Annotated in this window: 17 protein-coding genes; 3 read left to right on the plus strand and 14 right to left on the minus strand. The window is 39.5% G+C overall.

All coding sequences use genetic code 11. The features are described 5' to 3' along the window. The first annotated feature begins 113 nt into the window (after positions 1-113). On the plus strand, positions 114-5,765 hold the full coding sequence (locus GX437_04795; protein ID NLJ06971.1) for a DUF5011 domain-containing protein: 5,652 nt from the start codon (positions 114-116) through the stop codon (positions 5,763-5,765). Positions 5,766-5,821: 56 nt separating this feature from the next. Here GX437_04795 and GX437_04800 read toward each other — a convergent pair whose 3' ends face one another. The 8 genes from GX437_04800 to GX437_04835 all read right to left on the minus strand — a co-directional run bounded on the left by GX437_04800 (position 5,822) and on the right by GX437_04835 (position 12,313). Further along, positions 5,822-6,670 carry a hypothetical protein gene (locus GX437_04800; GenBank protein ID NLJ06972.1) on the minus strand — a complete coding sequence of 283 codons (849 nt, stop codon included), beginning with the start codon at positions 6,668-6,670 and terminating at the stop codon, positions 5,822-5,824. Continuing rightward, positions 6,633-7,502, minus strand: a complete 870-nt coding sequence (locus GX437_04805; GenBank protein NLJ06973.1) for a hypothetical protein — start codon at positions 7,500-7,502, stop codon at positions 6,633-6,635. Before GX437_04805 ends, GX437_04800 begins: the two co-directional genes overlap by 38 nt. Positions 7,503-7,506: 4 nt before the next feature. Next, complete coding sequence (locus tag GX437_04810; GenBank protein NLJ06974.1) at positions 7,507-7,956, minus strand: membrane protein insertion efficiency factor YidD; 450 nt, start codon at positions 7,954-7,956, stop codon at positions 7,507-7,509. Further along, positions 7,946-8,659 (minus strand): outer membrane lipoprotein-sorting protein, encoded by a 714-nt coding sequence (locus GX437_04815; protein ID NLJ06975.1) that lies wholly within the window; start codon positions 8,657-8,659, stop codon positions 7,946-7,948. The genes GX437_04810 and GX437_04815 overlap by 11 nt, the downstream gene beginning before the upstream one ends. Positions 8,660-8,718: 59 nt before the next feature. Beyond that, positions 8,719-9,426 (minus strand): dipeptidase PepE, encoded by a 708-nt coding sequence (pepE, locus tag GX437_04820; protein NLJ06976.1) that lies wholly within the window; start codon positions 9,424-9,426, stop codon positions 8,719-8,721. A gap of 72 nt (positions 9,427-9,498) precedes the next feature. Further along, complete coding sequence (locus tag GX437_04825) at positions 9,499-9,666, minus strand: 4Fe-4S binding protein (GenBank protein ID NLJ06977.1); 168 nt, start codon at positions 9,664-9,666, stop codon at positions 9,499-9,501. A 111-nt stretch (positions 9,667-9,777) separates the two neighbouring features. Then, complete coding sequence (locus GX437_04830) at positions 9,778-11,043, minus strand: PDZ domain-containing protein (protein NLJ06978.1); 1,266 nt, start codon at positions 11,041-11,043, stop codon at positions 9,778-9,780. A 193-nt stretch (positions 11,044-11,236) separates the two neighbouring features. Then, the gene (locus GX437_04835) at positions 11,237-12,313 is read right to left on the minus strand and encodes a DUF1573 domain-containing protein (GenBank protein NLJ06979.1); all 1,077 of its coding nucleotides are present in this window, start codon (positions 12,311-12,313) and stop codon (positions 11,237-11,239) included. Between the two features lie 202 nt (positions 12,314-12,515). Here GX437_04835 and GX437_04840 point away from each other — a divergent pair, with 202 nt between their 5' ends. Next, positions 12,516-14,387 carry a type IIA DNA topoisomerase subunit B gene (locus tag GX437_04840; GenBank protein NLJ06980.1) on the plus strand — a complete coding sequence of 624 codons (1,872 nt, stop codon included), beginning with the start codon at positions 12,516-12,518 and terminating at the stop codon, positions 14,385-14,387. Positions 14,388-14,397: 10 nt separating this feature from the next. On the opposite strand, the gene GX437_04845 is transcribed toward GX437_04840, so the two are convergent. The 6 genes from GX437_04845 to GX437_04870 all read right to left on the minus strand — a co-directional run bounded on the left by GX437_04845 (position 14,398) and on the right by GX437_04870 (position 19,130). Then, entirely contained in the window at positions 14,398-14,979 is a 582-nt protein-coding gene (locus GX437_04845) for an NUDIX hydrolase (GenBank protein ID NLJ06981.1), read from the minus strand. 1 nt (position 14,980) lies between these two features. After that, entirely contained in the window at positions 14,981-15,328 is a 348-nt protein-coding gene (rplT, locus tag GX437_04850; GenBank protein ID NLJ06982.1) for a 50S ribosomal protein L20, read from the minus strand. Positions 15,329-15,359: 31 nt separating this feature from the next. Continuing rightward, complete coding sequence (gene rpmI, locus GX437_04855; GenBank protein ID NLJ06983.1) at positions 15,360-15,554, minus strand: 50S ribosomal protein L35; 195 nt, start codon at positions 15,552-15,554, stop codon at positions 15,360-15,362. Between the two features lie 8 nt (positions 15,555-15,562). Next, a complete protein-coding gene (locus GX437_04860) occupies positions 15,563-16,057 on the minus strand; it encodes a translation initiation factor IF-3 (GenBank protein ID NLJ06984.1) in 495 nt (164 codons plus the stop codon). A 71-nt stretch (positions 16,058-16,128) separates the two neighbouring features. After that, on the minus strand, positions 16,129-18,048 hold the full coding sequence (gene thrS, locus GX437_04865) for a threonine--tRNA ligase (protein NLJ06985.1): 1,920 nt from the start codon (positions 18,046-18,048) through the stop codon (positions 16,129-16,131). A gap of 50 nt (positions 18,049-18,098) precedes the next feature. After that, entirely contained in the window at positions 18,099-19,130 is a 1,032-nt protein-coding gene (locus GX437_04870) for a tetratricopeptide repeat protein (GenBank protein ID NLJ06986.1), read from the minus strand. Between the two features lie 81 nt (positions 19,131-19,211). Here GX437_04870 and GX437_04875 point away from each other — a divergent pair, with 81 nt between their 5' ends. Beyond that, positions 19,212-19,820, plus strand: a complete 609-nt coding sequence (locus tag GX437_04875; GenBank protein NLJ06987.1) for an exosortase/archaeosortase family protein — start codon at positions 19,212-19,214, stop codon at positions 19,818-19,820. Positions 19,821-19,824 lie beyond the last annotated feature (4 nt).

A 19,824-nucleotide genomic window follows, 5' to 3' on the forward strand; every position in this document is an offset into this window, starting at 1 on the left:
ATGTGGGAAAATCTTGTAGAACTTTAATAAAAAAATATTAATTGCATATTTTCGATTTGTATGTTATATTTGGTGTCTGATTAATGTTGTTAAATCGTTTAAAATTCAAGTATATGTCAAGAGTTTACAGATTAGGTTTCTTAATTTTGACAGGTCTTCTTGCAATAAGTTCATTTCACCTGAATGCACAGACCAATTTGGCTTTATCGGCAACTGCCAGTCACTCAGGCGGTGGAACCGGAACTTACGGGCCTCAAAACTATAATGACGGATATTATTGCAATGGATCCGGAACCTGTTGGGGATGGGTAAGTACATCGGGAAATCCATCAACCTCATCATGGATTGAATATCAGTGGACTACCAGCCAGACATTTGATGAAATTAAAGTGTATATTAATAGTACAACCAACAGAGCCATGCATGGCTTTAAAGTTCAGTACTGGAACGGGAGCACTTATGTTGATCATCATACCTTTTATATTGCTCCTGCCAATCTGACCCTGAATTACGTGGATAAATTTTCTTCACCCATCACCTCTACAAGGCTGAGACTCACCGATATTTATACAACCGGCTCTCAGGCATCCAATCCAATGAATGAAGAAATAGAAGTCAGGCTGACTACTTTGCCCGGTCTTGATGTCGAAATGAACAGGATAGAAATTCCTGTTACCTGGTCTGTAGGGAAAAATCCACTGAAAGTGGTTTACCGGAACAACCGAAAAGACACCATAAAATGGGTCGATTTAGGATGGCGGTTAAATTGGGATGTCCCATCTCTTGTAAATAACTATACCAAAACAGTTCTCCCCGGAGCTGAACAAGCATATCAGTTTGCTGATTCTGTTTACCTTCCGGCTAAAGGCAGTTATAATTTCAGGGTGTGGGTTTCATCTCCCAACGATTCTTTCCCAGACAATGTAACCTCAAATGATACTTTAATTTTAAGCATTTGCACAGCTATGTCAGGTACCTACACGATTGGTGGTACAGGGGCAAACTATCCTACTTTTAATGCGGCTGTTACCGATTTGTTGAAATGCGGTATATCCGGGCCTGTGGTATTTAACGTGGCGTCAGGAACTTATAATGAGCGGGTAGTTATTCCACAGATTTTAGGTGCCTCACCCACCAATACCATTACTTTTAAAGGAGCGGATAAAGACAATTGTATTTTGAACTATAACAGTACTTCCACATCAACCATAGCAACCCTCTATCTTAACGGGGCTGATTATATTAAATTTCAGAATATGACCATTCGTGCAGGTGGAACCAGTTACGGCTACAGCGTTTTATTAAATAATACAGCTAATTACAACACTTTTTACAATTGTAATCTGATTGTTCCCGTTTTATCAAGCACCTATTGTATTCCTATTCTTGCCTCCAGTTCCGAATCAAGTTACAGTGGTTATGCCAATAATGCCAATTACAACACTTTTGAAAACTGCTTAATCAGCGGTGGTTACTGGGGTGCTTATATGACTGGCCCATCAACTTCAATATGGTGCTATGGAAATAAATTTATAGGGAATACATTTGTCAACCAGTATTACTCGGGAATTTACAATTATTACCAGCGGGAAGTGTTAATCAAAAACAACAGGATTATTACCAATAATTCCTCACTGACTGACTCATGGGGCATTTATCATAATTATTGTGTAAAATCCACTATTGACGGTAATATCATAAATCCCGGATGGATAGGCATGCAGCTTTACTATGAAAACTATTACAGCACTTCTGACAGTAGTCTGATTATCAATAATATGATTTACAACTTCAAAGAAACTGGCGATCAGGTTGGAATTTACCTTTATAACTATAACTATAACATGAAGGTGTATAACAATACTGTTTATTGCACAGGTACTACCACATCGACCGCTTATGGAAGAAGTTGTATTTTCGTTTACTACTGTTATGCAAGTTCAATTCAGAACAATATTCTTTACAGTAAGAATACAACTTTATTACTGAGCTTTTATCCTTATCCTTACTCAGCTTCTCAGGTGGATTACAATGACTACATTTATGAAAATACCAACAATTCCAATATGTTCTATAGCAACAGTGTATATTATTACGACCTGGCAGGCTGGAAAACATCTACCTATAATCTTGTGACACCACACGATAACAATAGCTGGGAAAATATTGATCCCAAATTTGTATCTTCTACAGATCCTCATCTGAATTCAAATTATCCTCCCATTTACGGGAAAACCATTTCATTCATTACGCATGATGTGGATGGAGACGTAAGGTGTCCTTATTCCACAACCATTGGTGCAGATGAATCGAAATATCCGGTTCCCAGGCCCAAAGCCTTTTTTGTATCAGATGATACAATCTGCCACAGCACACCTATCGTATTTTACAATACAGCAGATCCAAAAGCCAAACAGGGTTATTGGTGGTATTTCAATGGTAACTTTGTTTCCAAAAACTTTAACTGGACACATACATTTCCTGCCGGAACAGGTTATGATACGGTTTCTTTGGTAATAATTAACTGCGGAGGTGCTGATACCTTTACAAAATATGTATTCGTTGACAATCCCAGCAAAGCTCCGAAAGCTGATTTCATCGCAGACCTAAACGAAACCGAAGTGATGTATCCTGTGAATTTCAGCGATTTAAGCATCAACTGTCCCTCAGGATGGAAATGGAAGGTCTATCCGGCAACCATCTCACATCCGATTCTTGGAATTGTACCTACTTATTCATTTGTTACTCCGACAAATGAAGGAAGTCAGAATCCGGTTATCAGTTTTGATTATCCGGGTGTTTATGATGTATGGCTGATAGCTGAAAATGGGATAGGAAAAGATTCCATTGGCAAACAGAAATATGTTAAAGTTAATCCTGATTACTGGATGTGTTTCTGGGCAGATCCTTCTACAAAGAAGAGCATGGAAGGAACGCTGTATGATGATGGCGGGCCGGCCATGGATTATGGCAATAACAAAAACTGTGATCTGGCTCTTACCCCATGTGCAAAACAGTTAGACCTGACATTCAAGAGCTTTAACCTGCAGAGTGGCGACTATTTACAGGTATTTGACGGTACTGATGCCAACGGAACTCCTTTGTGGGATGTTTCTGCTTATGGCACAACCGGTTTGACAGGAAACATGACCAATCCAGCGTTTAAATCAGTGCTGACATCAAATTCAGGAAAAATGTACATTAAGTTTACTACCAACTCGTCAACTGTCAGCTCAGGCTTTGAAGCAAAATGGTCTGGTGTTTATGGTAATTATGATAAGCCGGTGGCATCCTTTAATTGTCCTGATACCCTATGTCTGGGAGTAACGGCATATTTTGAAAATACAAGTAAGTCGCTTCCTGATGCTTCTTATGAATGGTATTTTACCGACCCGTATTTTGCAGAATCATTTGATAAAAATCCGGGCTACAAGTTTGCATTTGACGGAACTTATACCGTGAAATTAAAGGTAATTGATTGCGGTGGTGAATCAGAATATACGAAAGACATTGTGGTGGTCGCTCCGTTCAATGCTCCTGTTCCAAACTTTACAGCTGATAACGTCAGACCGGTTAAAGGAACTGATATTGTTAACTTCAGCGGTGAAGTTTACGGATGTGCTGACGAGTGGAAATGGACAATTACTCCTGCTAACTTTACTAATATCAATGGCTATCCCAATACGCAATTCCCTCAGATCAGGTTCAACGATACCGGTTGCTATGATGTAAAGCTGGTGACCGGATACAAGGGAATGTATGACAGTATTACCAGAAAATGCTTTATCAAGGCCATCCAGTATTGCCAGCCAACGGTTGATTTGTTGACTCAGGATATTGGCATGACTAAAGTTATACTTTCAGACATCAGCAATTCAACGCCAACCGGGAAAACTGAATATTCAGATTATACACTCACCCACAGTACTTATCTGGATGTAGAAGCTACCTATGATTTACAGGTAGAAAGATCTTCAAATTTCAATACCGTTGACCGGAAAGCATGGATAGACTGGAACATTGACGGAGATTTTGACGATCCGGGTGAGTTGATAGGACACGAACAAAATTCGAGTGCACTCGTCTGGAAAACAAGTTTCAAAGTACCGTGGAATGCTACCTTAGGCCCGACCAGAATGAGAATTTCTACTGTGCTGGGTGGTATGGCAAACAATCCATGCGGAAGCCGTTTATTTGGTGAAGTTGAAGATTATAAAGTGATTGTCAGACCTGATGGAACTCCTCCGGTGATTACAATGAAGGGACAGGATACTGTAGTTCTTGAGCAATGTACGCCTTCCTACACCGATGCCGGTGCCACCGCAATGGATAATATTGACGGAAATCTGACTTCTGCCATCGTTACAACAGGTAGTGTTGACCTTAAGAAAGATGGTACCTATTATATAAGATATAATGTATCGGACAACTCAGGCAATAAAGCTGTGGAGAAAGTCAGGACTGTCATTGTGAAAAAGGATAATGTCCCGCCAGTCTTTAGCCTGAAAGGCAATGCTAAAATGATTTGGGAAGTATTGAACCCATGGGTTGATCCGGGTTACAATGTAAATGATACCTGCTCAGGTGTTGATACAGTGAATATTACCGGGACTGTTGACGGAAGCAAGCTCGGGGTCTATCAACTGGAATATACAGCTTACGATAAAGCCGGAAATTCAGCCGTTCTCACCAGAGAAGTGACTGTGGCTGATACTTCAGATCCTGTTGTTTGGCTGAATGGTTATGCAGTAAATTATGTGGAAGTTCATACTCCATTTACTGATTCAGGACTTACAGTAAAAGACAATTATTGCTTTAACAATGATATTAAAGTAATGGGAAGTTATAATGTTCACAAATTAGGCACCTACACACTAACTTATGAAGTCAGGGATTGTGCCGGAAATGGTCCTGTTATTATGAACAGAGTTATTGTGGTATATGATTCAACTGCTCCGGTGGTTACTTCAAGCCCGTATCAGTCGGGAGATAAAATCCTTGTAGATGTTTACCACAATATTGACGAATATTTACCAATACTGAACATTACCGACAATTATTATCAGATAAATGAAATTACCGTAAATAAATATGGCAGCTACTACACACAGTTCCCCAACGGTGAAGCCACCACGCTTGGTAATTTCAAAGTGGAAATCAAAGTGATTGATGGCAGTGGAAATGAGGCTTATCTGTATTTCGATATAGATGTAGTTGACAGAGAAAAACCGGTTATTACTTTGAATGGTCCTCAGATTATTCAGATTTGCCGGTTTAAAGAAGTTCCTGACTCTTTACTCACTGCAGAAGTATCTGATAATTACTATACTAACGTAAACATTACCAAAACCGGAACATATTATACAGATTACCTGAATACAAAGAAAGAAGGTTTGTTTACGGTTCGCTACAATGCAGTGGACGGTTCAAACAATCAGGCAATTGAAGTAGTCAGGTACATTGATGTCATTTACGATCCGCAAAAGTGTAATGTCGGAGTTAATGAGCCATTAAACGAAAATCTGGTAAATATTTATCCCAATCCTGCAACCCATCTGGTAAATGTTGAAGTTAACCTTTCCGGAGGGGAAGACTTAACCATCAGCATTATCAACAGCGTTGGGGAAGTAGTGATTGAAAGGATGATGAAATCGACAGGCGGAATTTATACCTTCGACCTGAGTGAATTTGCAGGTGGAATCTATATGGTTCGCATCAGCACAAACGGCAATACGATTGTCAGGCCATTGATGCTGAGCAGGTAACCACTTGCCTGAAAACAGTTATAAACCCTGTTGGAAGTAATTTCCGACAGGGTTTTTTATTGAAATAAAAGCTGGCGTATCCGGAGATTAAATGCTTCTGTTTTTAATGCATTGTGCTTTTCAGCCAGTTGATGTGCTCTTCTGATACCTCCGAAGTAAAACTTCTGAAACATGGAAAGGCCGATAAAATACCCTGTAAAATAGTATTTTTTGAATATTCCGTAAATTCCGGCAGTTAATGAACCGGCTATGATTGTAAAACTCAGAATCCCTTCTTCCGGATAACCTGCATAAATATGTCCAAGACCGGGAAGTATTGCCGACATAGTTTCTGCCCGATCAGGGTTTTTTATTGATGGGAGGTTTTTATTGGTATAAAGCTCATTGATTTTTTCTCTGAAAGACTGACAGTTTGTATCATTCAATTCCAGCCACGAGGCATATTCCAGTGCTGCTGCTTTTGCTTCCTGATATTTTGAAAGCTCATTCAATGACAGAATCAGAACAGGAAGAAGACTTTTATAATATGCTGTGTCCTGAAGGAAAAACCTGCACTGCGTAATCTGTGAAATAGCTTCGGTAAAATCTCCGGATAAGTAGGCATTGAGACTTAATTGTTGGCGGAAAAGAAAATGCAGACTATCAGGCATAATGGAAAAATCTGCTTTCTGAAGTGTTTCAAAAGCATTTTTATATTTTCCCATCATTTTGAGTGCTTCTGCCTGGCGGTAGAGTAGTAAATTATTTTGTTCAAGGTCGGAAGATTCATATTGAATACGGAGGTATTCAAGACAGGCCTCTTCATATAATCCTGCTTTCATCAGGCTGTCGGCATGATGAACTGAAGCCGGTACCTGAGAATGAAGCTCAGAAATACATATTGCGAACAGGAATATGAAGGTCAAACAATATATTGTAGTCAATCTGGCCATAAAATTCATTTTTTTCGAGATTTACGCTGTAGTAACTTCCGAAAATATTTCCGAGATAATAAGTCAAAAATAATCCGCTGAAAAACAAGGTTTTAATGTCTTTGATACCATCTTTCCGATAATTTTCAAAGCTGACAAGTCCCAGAGAGCTGGTAATGAGAAAGGCTGCCACTCCATCTCCGGGCCTGCCGGCATAAATTTTTCCAAGCCCGGGTATAAATGCTGAAAGTATTGCTGCTGTCATCTTTTTCCTTTCTTTGAAAGAAGAAATCAATGAGGCATATTTGTCAAGCTTTGTTACTTCATTTGAAATTAAAAACCAGTTGGTATCCAGTTCTTTTCTGATGGTTTGATAATCGTCCAGATTTCTTTCCAGCAAGCTAAGTCCACTTAATAAAAACTGGCGCATCTTTAACTCATCTTCACGACTGAATACAGCATTTTCAAGCAAATGACGGGCTTCGTCATATTGTTTCTGATAGGAGTAGCAAATAAATCCGAAAAATCTGGCCTTTGCATAAGAACTCAGCGAAGTGTCGGTCAGGGCAAAATACAAGGCAGCGGAATCAAGTTTTTTCTGGCTGTAAAAACACCATCCTTTCGTAAAATAAAGAGAATCAATGATTTTTGGTGTCAAATCAGGTCTGATAAGAAGGCGGTTACATAAATTGACAGCTGATTCAAATTCATTGTTTTTTACCAGATAACTGATAAAACTTACTTCACTTTCCACTGAATCTGAAGGATTCTCTGCCTTAAGAAAAAAGCCGGACAAGAAGATTGATAATGTCAGTAAAAACTTCATCCGCTTATTTGTGGTAAACATCAGTGGTTTCCGTCACTTTATTTGTTTTCTCGTCTATCCGGATAGGAGAAATATCCTGAGCTGCAATTTTATTGCATCGGGTCAAACGGTCAGCCGAGCAAATAATTCCCTTTATCAAACCGTATCTTCTAATAAGCTCAACACTGAACCGGCTACAGGAGGGATGATACAGGCAACTGGCTGAAATCTGCGGACTAATGACTTTTTGATAGGCATACATGGCCCCTCCAAATATCAGGCTGACAGGATTGTATTTGATAAAAGCATTTTCTGACTCCGAAAATAAATATTTAACGTCTCTTTGGTAATCGGAAGGAGTTATAAAATGATGCGAAAGGAGTATTCTTTTATCCATACTGTCAATTTGGGCAAAGGCAGTGCTTATTCCCATGCTGAGCATAAAGAAAATTAATAACACAACCTTATTTTGCAATTTTTGCATTTTCAGGTACTTTAAAATTAAAATACGGACTGTTGGCCTGCTCATTTAAACGGACATCTGAATAAACAATCCGGTTCACAACCGAATCGCCATCAGGTAAATAATTGAATTCAACCACTTTTAAAGGCAGCTTAACCGACTGAATCTGAGAATATTGGTAATAATATATTTTTTTTACCAATTTAAAGGAAGCATTGTAGTAGCCAAGGTAAATGGGAACGTAATTTTCAGAAACAAGTTCAACCTTTGAAAATTCCTTGGCAAGGGAAAAGGGTGCTTCCCATGTGGTAATCAGCATTTTGTCTTCATATTTTGTTTCAGAAAGTGTAAAGCCGAGATCTTTCAGACCCAGGTCGCTGGTTTTGTTCGAAAGGAAATAATACAATAAGCTTTTTTCAGTATCGAAAGCAACACTTTGGGTGAGATACACTTCATTTTTTGCAGGATAATAAATTTTCGCTTCTCCTTTTGCATTCGAAATGAAGACACATTCAATGGGTTTAAGATAATGAATGGTCATGATGCCTGTCGATGGCTTGTAGAAAATTTCAGCTGTTACGGTAGATTTTTTTCCGTTTTTCAGGCTCTGGCTTTCCATATTGAGGCTGATTTTTTCAAGAGGGACTATAGCGGAAAGAAACAGCAGGATGATCAGTGCCAAAAAGGAAATACGAAAAAAGGAAAAATGCTTCATGATAAAATTTTGTAAAAAACTTTACAAAATTAAGGCAAAAACAGTAAGAGAGGATAAAATTACTTGAGCAGGAAACTTAAGTCATCCTGATTTCCTAACTCATAAAATGGGTTGCCATATCTGAAAATTCTGGCAGTATGAGGGCCGATAAGAGAAATCTTGTTTCCTTCAACACGCAGAATACTTCCTTCGCGAAGGCCAACCACCGTTACTTCTTTGTTTAACTCAATAAATTCCCTGATTCTTTCTTCTCTGGTTTCACCGGCAAATCCTTCAGGATTTTTATCGAGATAGTGCGGATTGATTTGGAAAGGAACAAGGTTTAATGTTTCAAAACCTTTGGGATCAATAATAGGCATATCATTGGTGGTTCGGAGAGTAGGGCATGCGACATTTGAACCGGCACTCCAGCCGGTATAGGGCATTCCTTCGAGAACTTTTTTGCGGATAGCCTTTGTTAATCCGGTATGATGAAGGTCATGAACGAGTTTAAACGTATTTCCCCCACCGACAGCTATTGCATCGGCTTTTTCGAGAGCACTTACCGGATCGCTTTCGTGATGAAGGCTGAAAAGGTGATAGCCTAACTTGTGAAAAACCTTTTGAACTTTTGCTTCATATTCATCCCAGTTTAAGGTAACTCCTGCATACGGGACAAAAGCAATGTTTTTAACTGTTTTGCCAAAAAAATCACTAAAATGAGGTTCGGCAAACTCCAGATATTCCAATCCCGGAATTTTGGAATTACTAAGTAGTAAAAGTCGCATGATGTTGTTATGTAGTTCTGCAAAAAAATAGAAAGTCCGTACAAGCTGCTGTGTACGGACTTTTTATATCCTTTATGCCGGATGAATAGCTTCAACCGGACATACATCAGCACAAGCTCCGCAATCGGTGCAAACGTCTGGATCGATTTTGTAAATATCGCCTTCTGAAATAGCTTCTACCGGACATTCATCTATACAGGTTCCGCAAGCTGTGCATTCATCACTGATTTTGTATGCCATAATTCAATGTTTAATTGTTCAAATAAATACGAGGCAAAATAAAATCAACTTTTTAAAACAGGCAAGTTAAATTCTTAAATATTTTATGTTCAAAAACAAAGTAGCAGAATTTTAATAAATACGCATGCTACGGGTAACCATCCAGCCTTCTGGTGATATACCTTTTATGGTTATCCAGCCTTTGAAATTTTCCAGCACCTGAACCAGCTCTTTCGGGTCGCTGAACTTCTGGTTATTTACGGAAAGAATGATGAAATCATTGGTGATACCGAGATTTCTCATCAGGCCGGCTTTCACATTTGCTACCTTAACTCCATAGTCTATTCCGAAACGGTCTTTATCCATTTTTGAAATTTCCCTGAACGAAGCACCCAGTTTTTCCGAAACGACCATGTTGTTTTTAAGTACTGCATTCAATCCTTCGCTGTTTACCAGTACTACGGTGATTTTTTGAACTTTTCCGTTTCTCAGCACATCGAGGGTAACTTTATCACCAGGCCGGTGATAGGCAAGTTTTTCATCATAGGCAGCTTTATCGGCTATGTTCAGATTGTCCATTTTCAGGATGATATCATCCTTTTGAAGCCCTGATTTCATTGCGTTTCCGGTTTCATAAACCTTTGTAATGACTACGCCTTTAATAAATATATCGTTCAGCTTTGAGGCCATTTGTTCATCAATGTCGCTGACTTCCAGTTCAATAAAAGCCCGTTGCACAATGCCGTATTCCCTTAAATCATTGACTATTTTATACACAATATTGGAAGGGATGGCGAATCCATAGCCGGCATAAGAGCCTGTTTTTGAAATAATTGCAGCATTGATGCCTATCAGTTGCCCCTGAAGGTTGACCAATGCTCCTCCGCTGTTTCCGGGATTAATGGCTGCATCTGTCTGTATAAACGATTCTATTGGAAAATTATCTCTGTTTATGCTGATATTTCTGCCTTTTGCACTGACAATACCTGAGGTAACTGTGGAGGTCAGGTTAAATGGGTTGCCCACTGCTATAACCCAGTCACCAATCCTGACATTGTCGGAATTGCCGAAACTCAGATAAGGCAGCTCGGTGGCTTTTATCTTCAAAAGGGCCAGGTCGGTGGATGGGTCACTCCCAACCAGTTCAGCCTGGTAGGTTTTTTTCCTGTTTAAGACAACGACCTCAATTTTATCAGCATTCTGCACGACATGATGATTAGTGGCAATATAACCATCGTCACTGATGATAACACCGGAGCCGGTGTTGGTCACAGGGCCTGAATTGTAAAAGAAATTGAAGAATAAGTCCCAGCTTGAATAATTGTTTTGCTGACCTTCCTGTGTGGCTTTAATGAAAACTACTGCCGGACCTGCTATTTCCGAAGCTTTTGCAAACATGTCATTCAGCTCTATGGGACCGGTACTAATTGTCTGACTGGTTGAACGTACAGGAATATCTTCTGCCTTTGTAAAATATTCCTTGTGGTTTTCTTTGGAAAAGTATCTGAAAGTGTAAGAGCCGGCAATACCTGAAACAAATGCCAGCAATACCAGCACTCCGTATTTTTTGATGTTATTCATGTTTTAATTTTTAAAGTTTCTCAACCCTTGCATTTAACAGTAAAACGACCTCCGGATTATTCGGATCATTGGTTTTGACGGTTACGCTTTGCTGTATGTAACCACTTTTTCCTTTTGTATCCAGTGTAACTTTTATGATACTGCTTTCACCGGGGTCAAAACGCATTTTATTCAGCGTACTTGCTGTGCAGCCACAATTGGTTTTGGTGTCGTAAATAACCAGTTGATCTTTTCCCTTGTTGCTAAAGGTAAATTCAGTTGTCAGTATTTGTCCTTGTTTGACTGTTCCGAAATCATGCACTTTCTTGTCGAATTCAATTTTAGGAGCATTGGCCAGCTGCTCTTCGGTCATTTGGATATAGTTATTCACCACATTTGCTACCACAATAAACTCCTTTTCAGGATAAGCCGCATCATCAGTTACCAGTTGAATACGGTCGAAATTATAGCCAAGATTCTGTTGAATATACGTGCTGTAAAAAACCTGAATGGTTTTCTTTTCTTTTGGCTGAATGACAATAGGGGTTGGGTCGCATCGGATATGTTCGGGTGTTGAAACATATTTTATCGTAACAGCTTTATCAGAGTTGTTGTAGGCATAAATATATCCTGTATCGAAGCTGTTGCGGTTGATTTCACCCATCACTACATGATGAACCTTAAAACGCAAAGCACCCATAACTGTCGGATAATCATCGAGGAGGGTACGGGGGCGTGGAATAACATTTCCAAGGATGGAAACCTGATATTTTGTTTTGGAATTGGAGGTTACGGTTACTGTTTCATTAAATCCGCCTTCCTTGTTGGTGGGATCATAGGTAACTCTGATAAATCCGGTTTTTCCGGGTTTGACAGGCTCTTTGCTATAGGCAGGCGATGTACAGCCGCAGGAGGCTTTCAGATCGCTGATGATAAAATCAGCTTTGCCTACATTTGTAAATCTGAAGTCATAACTGACAGGGCCGTTTTCTTCCCTGATGTCGCCAAAGTTGTGCAATACTTTTTCAAACTGGACTTCCGTCAGTTCCTGCGCAAAAACTCCAATTGAAAAAATCGTCAGAGTGGTAAGAATGATTAAGGATTTCATAAGCTGATTTTTGTCGGATACCTAAATTTTACAACATTTATGCCATCGGGCAACTGCCTTTTTGACGCTGATAATCTGTGATTGGTTGTTTTGTTTCTGAAGAAACATGCTTGTCCGTAAGCTTTTATTCACAAAAGGTGTATTCAGAAATGCTTGTAAAATCAGGGATTAAGTTTATTTTTGCAGGCATTAACGGAAGATTATGTCAAAAACAGCTTATACAGAAGATTCGATTAAATCGCTTGACTGGCGCGAACATATCCGGATGAGACCGGGGATGTATATCGGCAAACAGGGAGATGGCTCTGCACGTGACGATGGTATTTATATTCTGGTCAAAGAAATTGTAGATAACGCCATCGATGAATATGTCATGGGTTATGGAAAGAAAATTGACATCTTTCTTAATGAGAATGAAGTGGTTATAAGAGATTATGGAAGAGGAATCCCTTTGGGAAGTGTGCTGGATTGTGTGTCGAGAATCAACACAGGAGGTAAATATGATTCCAAGGTTTTCAAGAAAGCAGTAGGCCTGAATGGAGTGGGGGCAAAGGCGGTTAATGCACTTTCTGAATATTTTAAAGTTGAATCCATCAGAGATGGAAAAATGAAAACGGCTGTTTTTTGCAAAGGTCTTTTGGTCGAAGAAAAAGATATTGTCGATACCGATAAACCTGATGGTACAATTATAACCTTTATTCCTGACAATGAGATATTTGAAAACTACCGCTACATCATACCTTACCTTGAAAAGATGTTCTGGAATTATGCTTATCTCAACTCGGGGCTGGTCATTAACTTCAACGGTCAAAAGTTTTTTTCCCAGAAAGGTTTGTACGACCTGCTAAGCAACAAGGTAAACAACGAGCAGATTGATTATCCTATCATCCACCTGAAAGGAGATGACATTGAAATAGCCATGACGCATGGGGAGCAATACAATGAGGAATATTACACCTTTGTAAACGGACAATACACCCCACAGGGAGGGACTCACATGATGGCCTTCAAAGAAGCTATTGTGAAGACCATTCGGGAGTTTTACAAGAAAAATTTTGAGCCTTCCGACATCAGGTCGTCCATTGTGGCGGCAATGAGTATAAAAATTGTTGAACCTGTTTTTGAATCACAAACCAAAACCAAGCTGGGGTCTATGCACATCGAACCCAATGGTCAGACCATCAAATCATTCGTAAACGACTTTGTAAAGAAAGAGCTGGATGACTATCTGCATAAAAATCCTGCTACGGCTGATCTGCTGCTGAAAAGAATCACCCAGTCGGAGAAGGAAAGAAAGGCAATACAAGGGATTAAAAAGATGGCCGGTGAAATGGCCAAAAAAGCAAGCCTTCACAATAAAAAACTCAGGGATTGTAAAGTGCATTTCAACGATACCGATAATGAAAAGCGCTATGAAACCACACTTTTTATTACAGAAGGGGATTCGGCAAGCGGCTCCATCACCAAATCAAGAAACATTGAAACCCAGGCGGTATTTTCCCTGCGGGGTAAACCTCAGAATACCTTTGGGATGAAGAAAAATATCGTTTACCAGAATGAGGAGTTTAACCTGCTCCATCATGCCCTGAATATTGAAGAGGGTATGGAAGAACTTAGGTATAACCGCGTTGTGCTGGCAACCGATGCTGACGTTGATGGGATGCACATCAGGCTTCTTTTACTGACATTTTTCCTTCAGTTCTATCCCGACCTTGTTAAAAACGGGCATTTGTATATTCTTGATACGCCATTATTCAGGGTTAGAAATAAGGAAAAAACAATTTATTGTTATTCAGAAGAGGAAAAAGAAAAAGCCATCAAATCGCTGGGCGGAAAACCTGAAATCACCCGGTTTAAAGGGCTTGGAGAAATTTCGCCAGAAGAATTCGGCTTGTTTATTGGTCCGAAAATGAAACTGGAACCTGTGTTATTGTCTGACAATGAGGATATTAAATTTCTCCTGAATTATTTTATGGGGAAAAACACACCTGAAAGACAGGATTTTATTATCAACAACCTGAAAGTCGAAAAAGATGTAGTGGAGGAAGCGTTAACTCCCGAAAGCATTATTTGATTTTCGATAACTATCTTATTCTGTTTTTGGCAAAAAACAGGCAGCTGATGGTTTTTCCGTCAATAATTTCACCTGATTCTACCATTTCGTAAGCCTCATCAACAGGAATTTCCATCACTTCAAGATATTCGTGTTCGCTTTCGAGTCCGCCTCCGGAAGTAACTTTATCACTGTTTGTAACTTCAGCAAAAAACAAATGAATTTTTTCGTCCAGTATGCCCGGACTTGGGTAAATGGTTGTCAGCCATTGGGGGTGGCTGATTTGATAACCTGTCTCTTCAAGGCATTCACGAATAATGGTTTCCATCGGATTTTCACCTGCATTCAACACTCCAGCCGGCACCTCCAGTATGTAGGCAGAATCTTCTTTTCCGAACAGGGGTGCCCTGAATTGCCTGATAAATACAAATGAATGATTATCTTTGTTATAGAGCAAAATGCAGGAAGCTTCAGGCCTTCTGACAACAAAACGCCTGATGTATGTTTCCTTGTTTTCTACGTATAATTTGAGTTCATCGACTTTTACAAAGCCTGAAAAAAGGTTTTGCTGGGAATGAAGATGAACAGGGTCTTTTTTGCTGACTTTTGTCAAATCAGGGATTCACTTTTTTAACAACTGCTTCAAAAGCTTCAGGATTGTTCATGGCCAGGTCGGCTAAAACTTTCCTGTTGATTTCAATGTTGTTTTTCTTCAATAAATCGATAAACCTGGAATATGAAAGTCCGTAAGGCCTGACTGCTGCATTGATTCTCTGAATCCAGAGTGAACGATAATCCCTTTTCTTTTGTTTACGACCTACATATGCATACTGTAAACCTTTTTCTACGGCATTTTTTGCAACTGTCCAAACATTCTTGCGCCTTCCAAAATATCCTTTGGCCTGATTAAGTACCTTTTTCCTCCTCTCTCTGGATGCTACCGAATTAACTGATCTTGGCATTTTCTTTAACTTTATTTTCCTTCAACCAAATTTAAATTCCTAACAGACTTTTTACATTTTGTTCGTCTGCAGGGCTGACCAAAGTTTTCTTCGTCAGTCTTTTTTTCTGAACATGCTCTTTCTTTGTCAGAATATGACTTTTGTAGGCATGTTTCCTCATAATCTTTCCGGAAGCGGTTATTTTAAAACGCTTTTTGGCTCCCGAATTTGTCTTCATTTTTGGCATCTCTTCTTTTATTTAACTTTTACCGGATTTATTGTTATTATCATTCTTTTTCCTTCTAATTTAGGCAGATGTTCTACTTTCCCTATTCCTTCAAGCTCCTGTATAAATCTGAGCAATATGGCTTCCCCTCTTTCGGTATAGGCAATTGTTCGCCCTTTAAAATGCACATAAGCCTTTATTTTTGAACCTTCTGAAAGAAATTTTTTTGCATGGTTGACTTTAAAATTGAAATCATGCTCATCCGTATTAGGGCCGAAACGTATTTCCTTTACGACCTGTTTGGCACTCTTTTGCTTGATTTCCTTATTCTTTTTCTTTTTCTCGTAAATAAACTTGTTGAAGTCAATCACTTTACATACCGGATATTCGGCATTTGCAAAAATTTCGACCAGATCAAGCTCCTGTTCCCGGGCAATTTCAAGTGCTTTTGAAATCGGATAAACTCCTTCTTCTACATTGGCACCTACCAGCCTTACCCGTGCAGCTCTGATTTCTTCATTGATACGAAAGCTGTCTTCAAGACGTGGTTCTCTTTTGCCCTGATTTTTGTTCTCTGTTGCTATATTTACCTCCTTTATTTTGTTTCTGAAATAATTCTTTCTACGAATTCATTGATAGTCATTTGTCCTAAATCTCCCTGTTTTCTTCGCCTCACAGATACCTTGTTTTGTTCAACTTCTTTTTCCCCTATGATGATCATATAAGGAACTTTTTGCAGTTCGGCTTCGCGTATTTTTTTCCCAATCTTCTCATGGCTGATATCTAAGGCGGTGCGAATTTCGGCATTCGTCAGATTTTGACAAATTTTTTCTGCAAAATCATTATATTTATCACTGATTGACAATACTTTTGCCTGAACAGGTGCGAGCCACAGCGGAAAGTCACCTGCCGTATGTTCGATCAACAAGCCGACAAAACGCTCCATGCTTCCAAAGGGTGCACGGTGTATCATTACCGGCCTGTGTTTTTGATTATCATCACCGACATAACTCAGGTCGAAACGCTCAGGAAGATTGTAATCTACCTGTACGGTGCCTAACTGCCATTGACGGCCCAGTGCATCTTTGACCATGAAATCGAGCTTAGGCCCATAAAATGCAGCTTCTCCTATGGCTTTTACGGCTTTCAGATTTTTTTCCTCTACTGCTTCAATAATAGCTTTTTCTGCTTTCTCCCATGCTTCATCAGAGCCTATGTATTTTTCTTTGTTATTCGGATCGCGCAACGAAATCTGTGCAGTGTATTCGCTGAATTCCAGCTTCTTAAGCAATAATTCGATAATATCAACCACATCCAGAAATTCTGCTTTCAACTGTTCCGGTGTGCAGAAAATATGGGCATCATCCTGAGTAAATCCCCTGACTCTTACCATGCCGTTTAATTCACCGCTTTGCTCATACCGGTAAACATTTCCGAACTCAGCAATTTTTACAGGAAGGTCTTTGTAACTGTAAAAGCCGTTTTTATAAATTTCACAATGATGCGGGCAATTCATGGGTTTGAGCATGTATTCCTCACCTTCATTGGGGGTTTTTATCGGTTGAAACGAATCGGCTCCATATTTGGCATAATGCCCTGAAGTAATATAAAGCTCTTTTCTGCCTATCACCGGACAAATCACCTGCACATAACCCCTGCGTTTTTGCTCCTTTTTTAGGAATTCGATGAGTTTTTCACGAATGATAACTCCGTTGGGGAGCCAGATGGGTAAACCAGAGCCTACTTTTTCACTGATCATGAATATGCCGAGTTCCCTCCCCAGCTTACGGTGGTCTCTCTTTTTAGCTTCTTCAAGCATAAAAAGGTACTCATCCAGCAGTTTTTGTTTCGGAAAAGAAATACCGTAAATTCTGGTCAGTTGTTTCCGCTTTTCGTCACCACGCCAGTAGGCACCGGCTATACTGAGAAGTTTTACGGCTTTTATATAGGAAGTATCGGGAAGATGAGGCCCGCGGCAGAGGTCAGTGAAATTTCCATGTTTATACAGGGTGATTTCGCCATCATTCAGCTCGCTGATCAGCTCAAGCTTGTATTCATCATTTTTTTGGTTAAAATAGGAGAGTGCTTCTTCTTTACTTATTTCTTCACGTTTGTATTCTGATTTTCTCGAAATAAGCTCTCTCATTTTATTTTCAAGGGCATCCAGGTCGGCCTGTGTAAGTTGTCTGTCGCCCAAATCAATGTCGTAGTAAAATCCGTTTTCGATGGGTGGGCCGATTCCGAATTTTGTTCCGGGAAAAACACTTTCAATGGCTTCGGCCATCAGGTGTGCAGATGAATGCCAGAAAACCATTTTTCCTTCGGGGTCATTCCATGTCAGTATTCTGACTTCAGCATCATGTGTAATCGGGCGGGTCAAGTCGTAAACCTGTCCGTTTACAAGTACTCCTAATGCTTCGCGTGCGAGACCTTCGCTGATGGAGCGGGCGATTTCGATACCAGTAGTTCCTTCAGAAAACTGCTTGACTGTGCCGTCAGGAAATGTTAATTTCATAAAATACTTGTAAAAAATGATGAAGTTTTAGGGGTGCAAAAATAATACTATTAATTAATTTTCAATAATTCTTTGCGTGCTAAATCCGGCAGTTCACCAGCGGGACTGTGGTCAATGATGTGGATGAGATCTTGTCGGGCGAGTGCTTTATTTCCTAAGGCTGCATAACTAAGTCCTCTTCCCAGATAAGCTTCGTAATAGTCGGGTTTCAACCTGATGGCTTTTGTAAAAAACCTGACTGATAAATCGTATTTTTCAAGAAGGTAATAAATATATCCAAGGTTATAGCAGGCACTTTTATGATTGGAATCAATGCTCAGAATGGCTTCATAATCAGCGATGGCAAGTGAAAAACTGTCGATGTCCTGAAAATATTTTCCCCTGTTGTATAAAGCTCTGACGTCATCCGGCCTGATACGTATGGCGTTGTTCAGGTAAAAAATCAGGTTTTTGTCTTTTTTATTTGCAAGCAGGTAGGATAAGTCCAGATAGGCGTCAAAAAAGTCGGGATTGACCTTTACTGCAGTCTTAAGACTCTCAATGGCTCTTGCGGTGTCTTTCATTTCAAGGAAATATAATGACATGGTGGAGTAGATTTCAGGGTTAAAGCGGTTGGCTTCCACGGCACGGTTTAAATAAGCCAGTGAAAGCTTGTATTCCTGACGCAACAAATATATTTTTCCAAGTCTCAGATAGGGATATTCGCTGTTTGGATTCAGCTGGGCACTTTTCTCATACGTATTAATGGCCTGATCTATCTGATTTGCTTCATAGTATAAATCAGCGAGATAGGTAACATATTCCACGATACCTGGTTGCAGTGCGGTGGCTTTTTCCATATCATTGATTGCCAGCAGTATTCTTCCTTTCTTTTGAAAAAGTTTTGCTCTTTGGAAGTAGAGTTCATCTTTATCAGGATGCCTGACTATTTTTTTTGTCAGCTTGTTGAGCGCACTGTCGAGTGCATTGGCCGGCTTTTCTATGATAAGCTCTTTATTATTCTTCTTTTCATTGTCGCGGCAGGAAACAATCATAAAGGTTGTCAAAATCAGGAAAATAGAGATATAGGAACTGATTTTCATTTATTCATTAATTATTTTTTCTGCAAAGGTAGGTCAAGCCCTCTGTAAATGTATCTTTGCCGCACATTAAAAGCTGTAAATTTGTCAAATTACTTTCAGAATTTTAGTATTCGTGCTGCCTGGTCGGATCTCAGAGCCATGCGTTTCGATGAAAAAAGAAAAGTCTATTACGATGTCGGATTGTTTTTTATCGTCATCATCGGATTTCATGTTATCTGGAGAATCTGGCAATATGGCTTTGATTTTAATTTTTTCGGTATCGATTTTATGACCCCTGCTATCCATTTCATGCTTAAAATTGTCAGATCGCAAAGCGCCTGGATTCTGACAAATATATTTGGTTATGAGACCATTATACGGGGAGAGCTGATTGTCCATGATGAATACTACCGGATGGGAATTACCTTCGGCTGTTCAGGACTCAAACAATTTTATCAGATGACAGGTATCATCGTTTTCTTTTATGGCAGCTGGAAAAGAAAAATCTGGTTTTGGGGACTTAGCATGTTCATCATGCACCTCGTCAATCTGATCAGAATCGTCAGCCTTTTTTTAATTTCCATTTACAGATTGAATTGGTTTGATCCTATACACGACTGGGTCTTCAGGCCTTTGTTTTATGTGGTGATGTTTTTATTATGGGTTTGGTGGATTGAGAAACTGGCAAAGCCAAAGGCCGGCAAAGCCTGAAACC

The sequence above is a fragment of the Sphingobacteriales bacterium genome, from assembly GCA_012517435.1.
Lineage (GTDB): Bacteria > Bacteroidota > Bacteroidia > CAILMK01 > JAAYUY01 > JAAYUY01.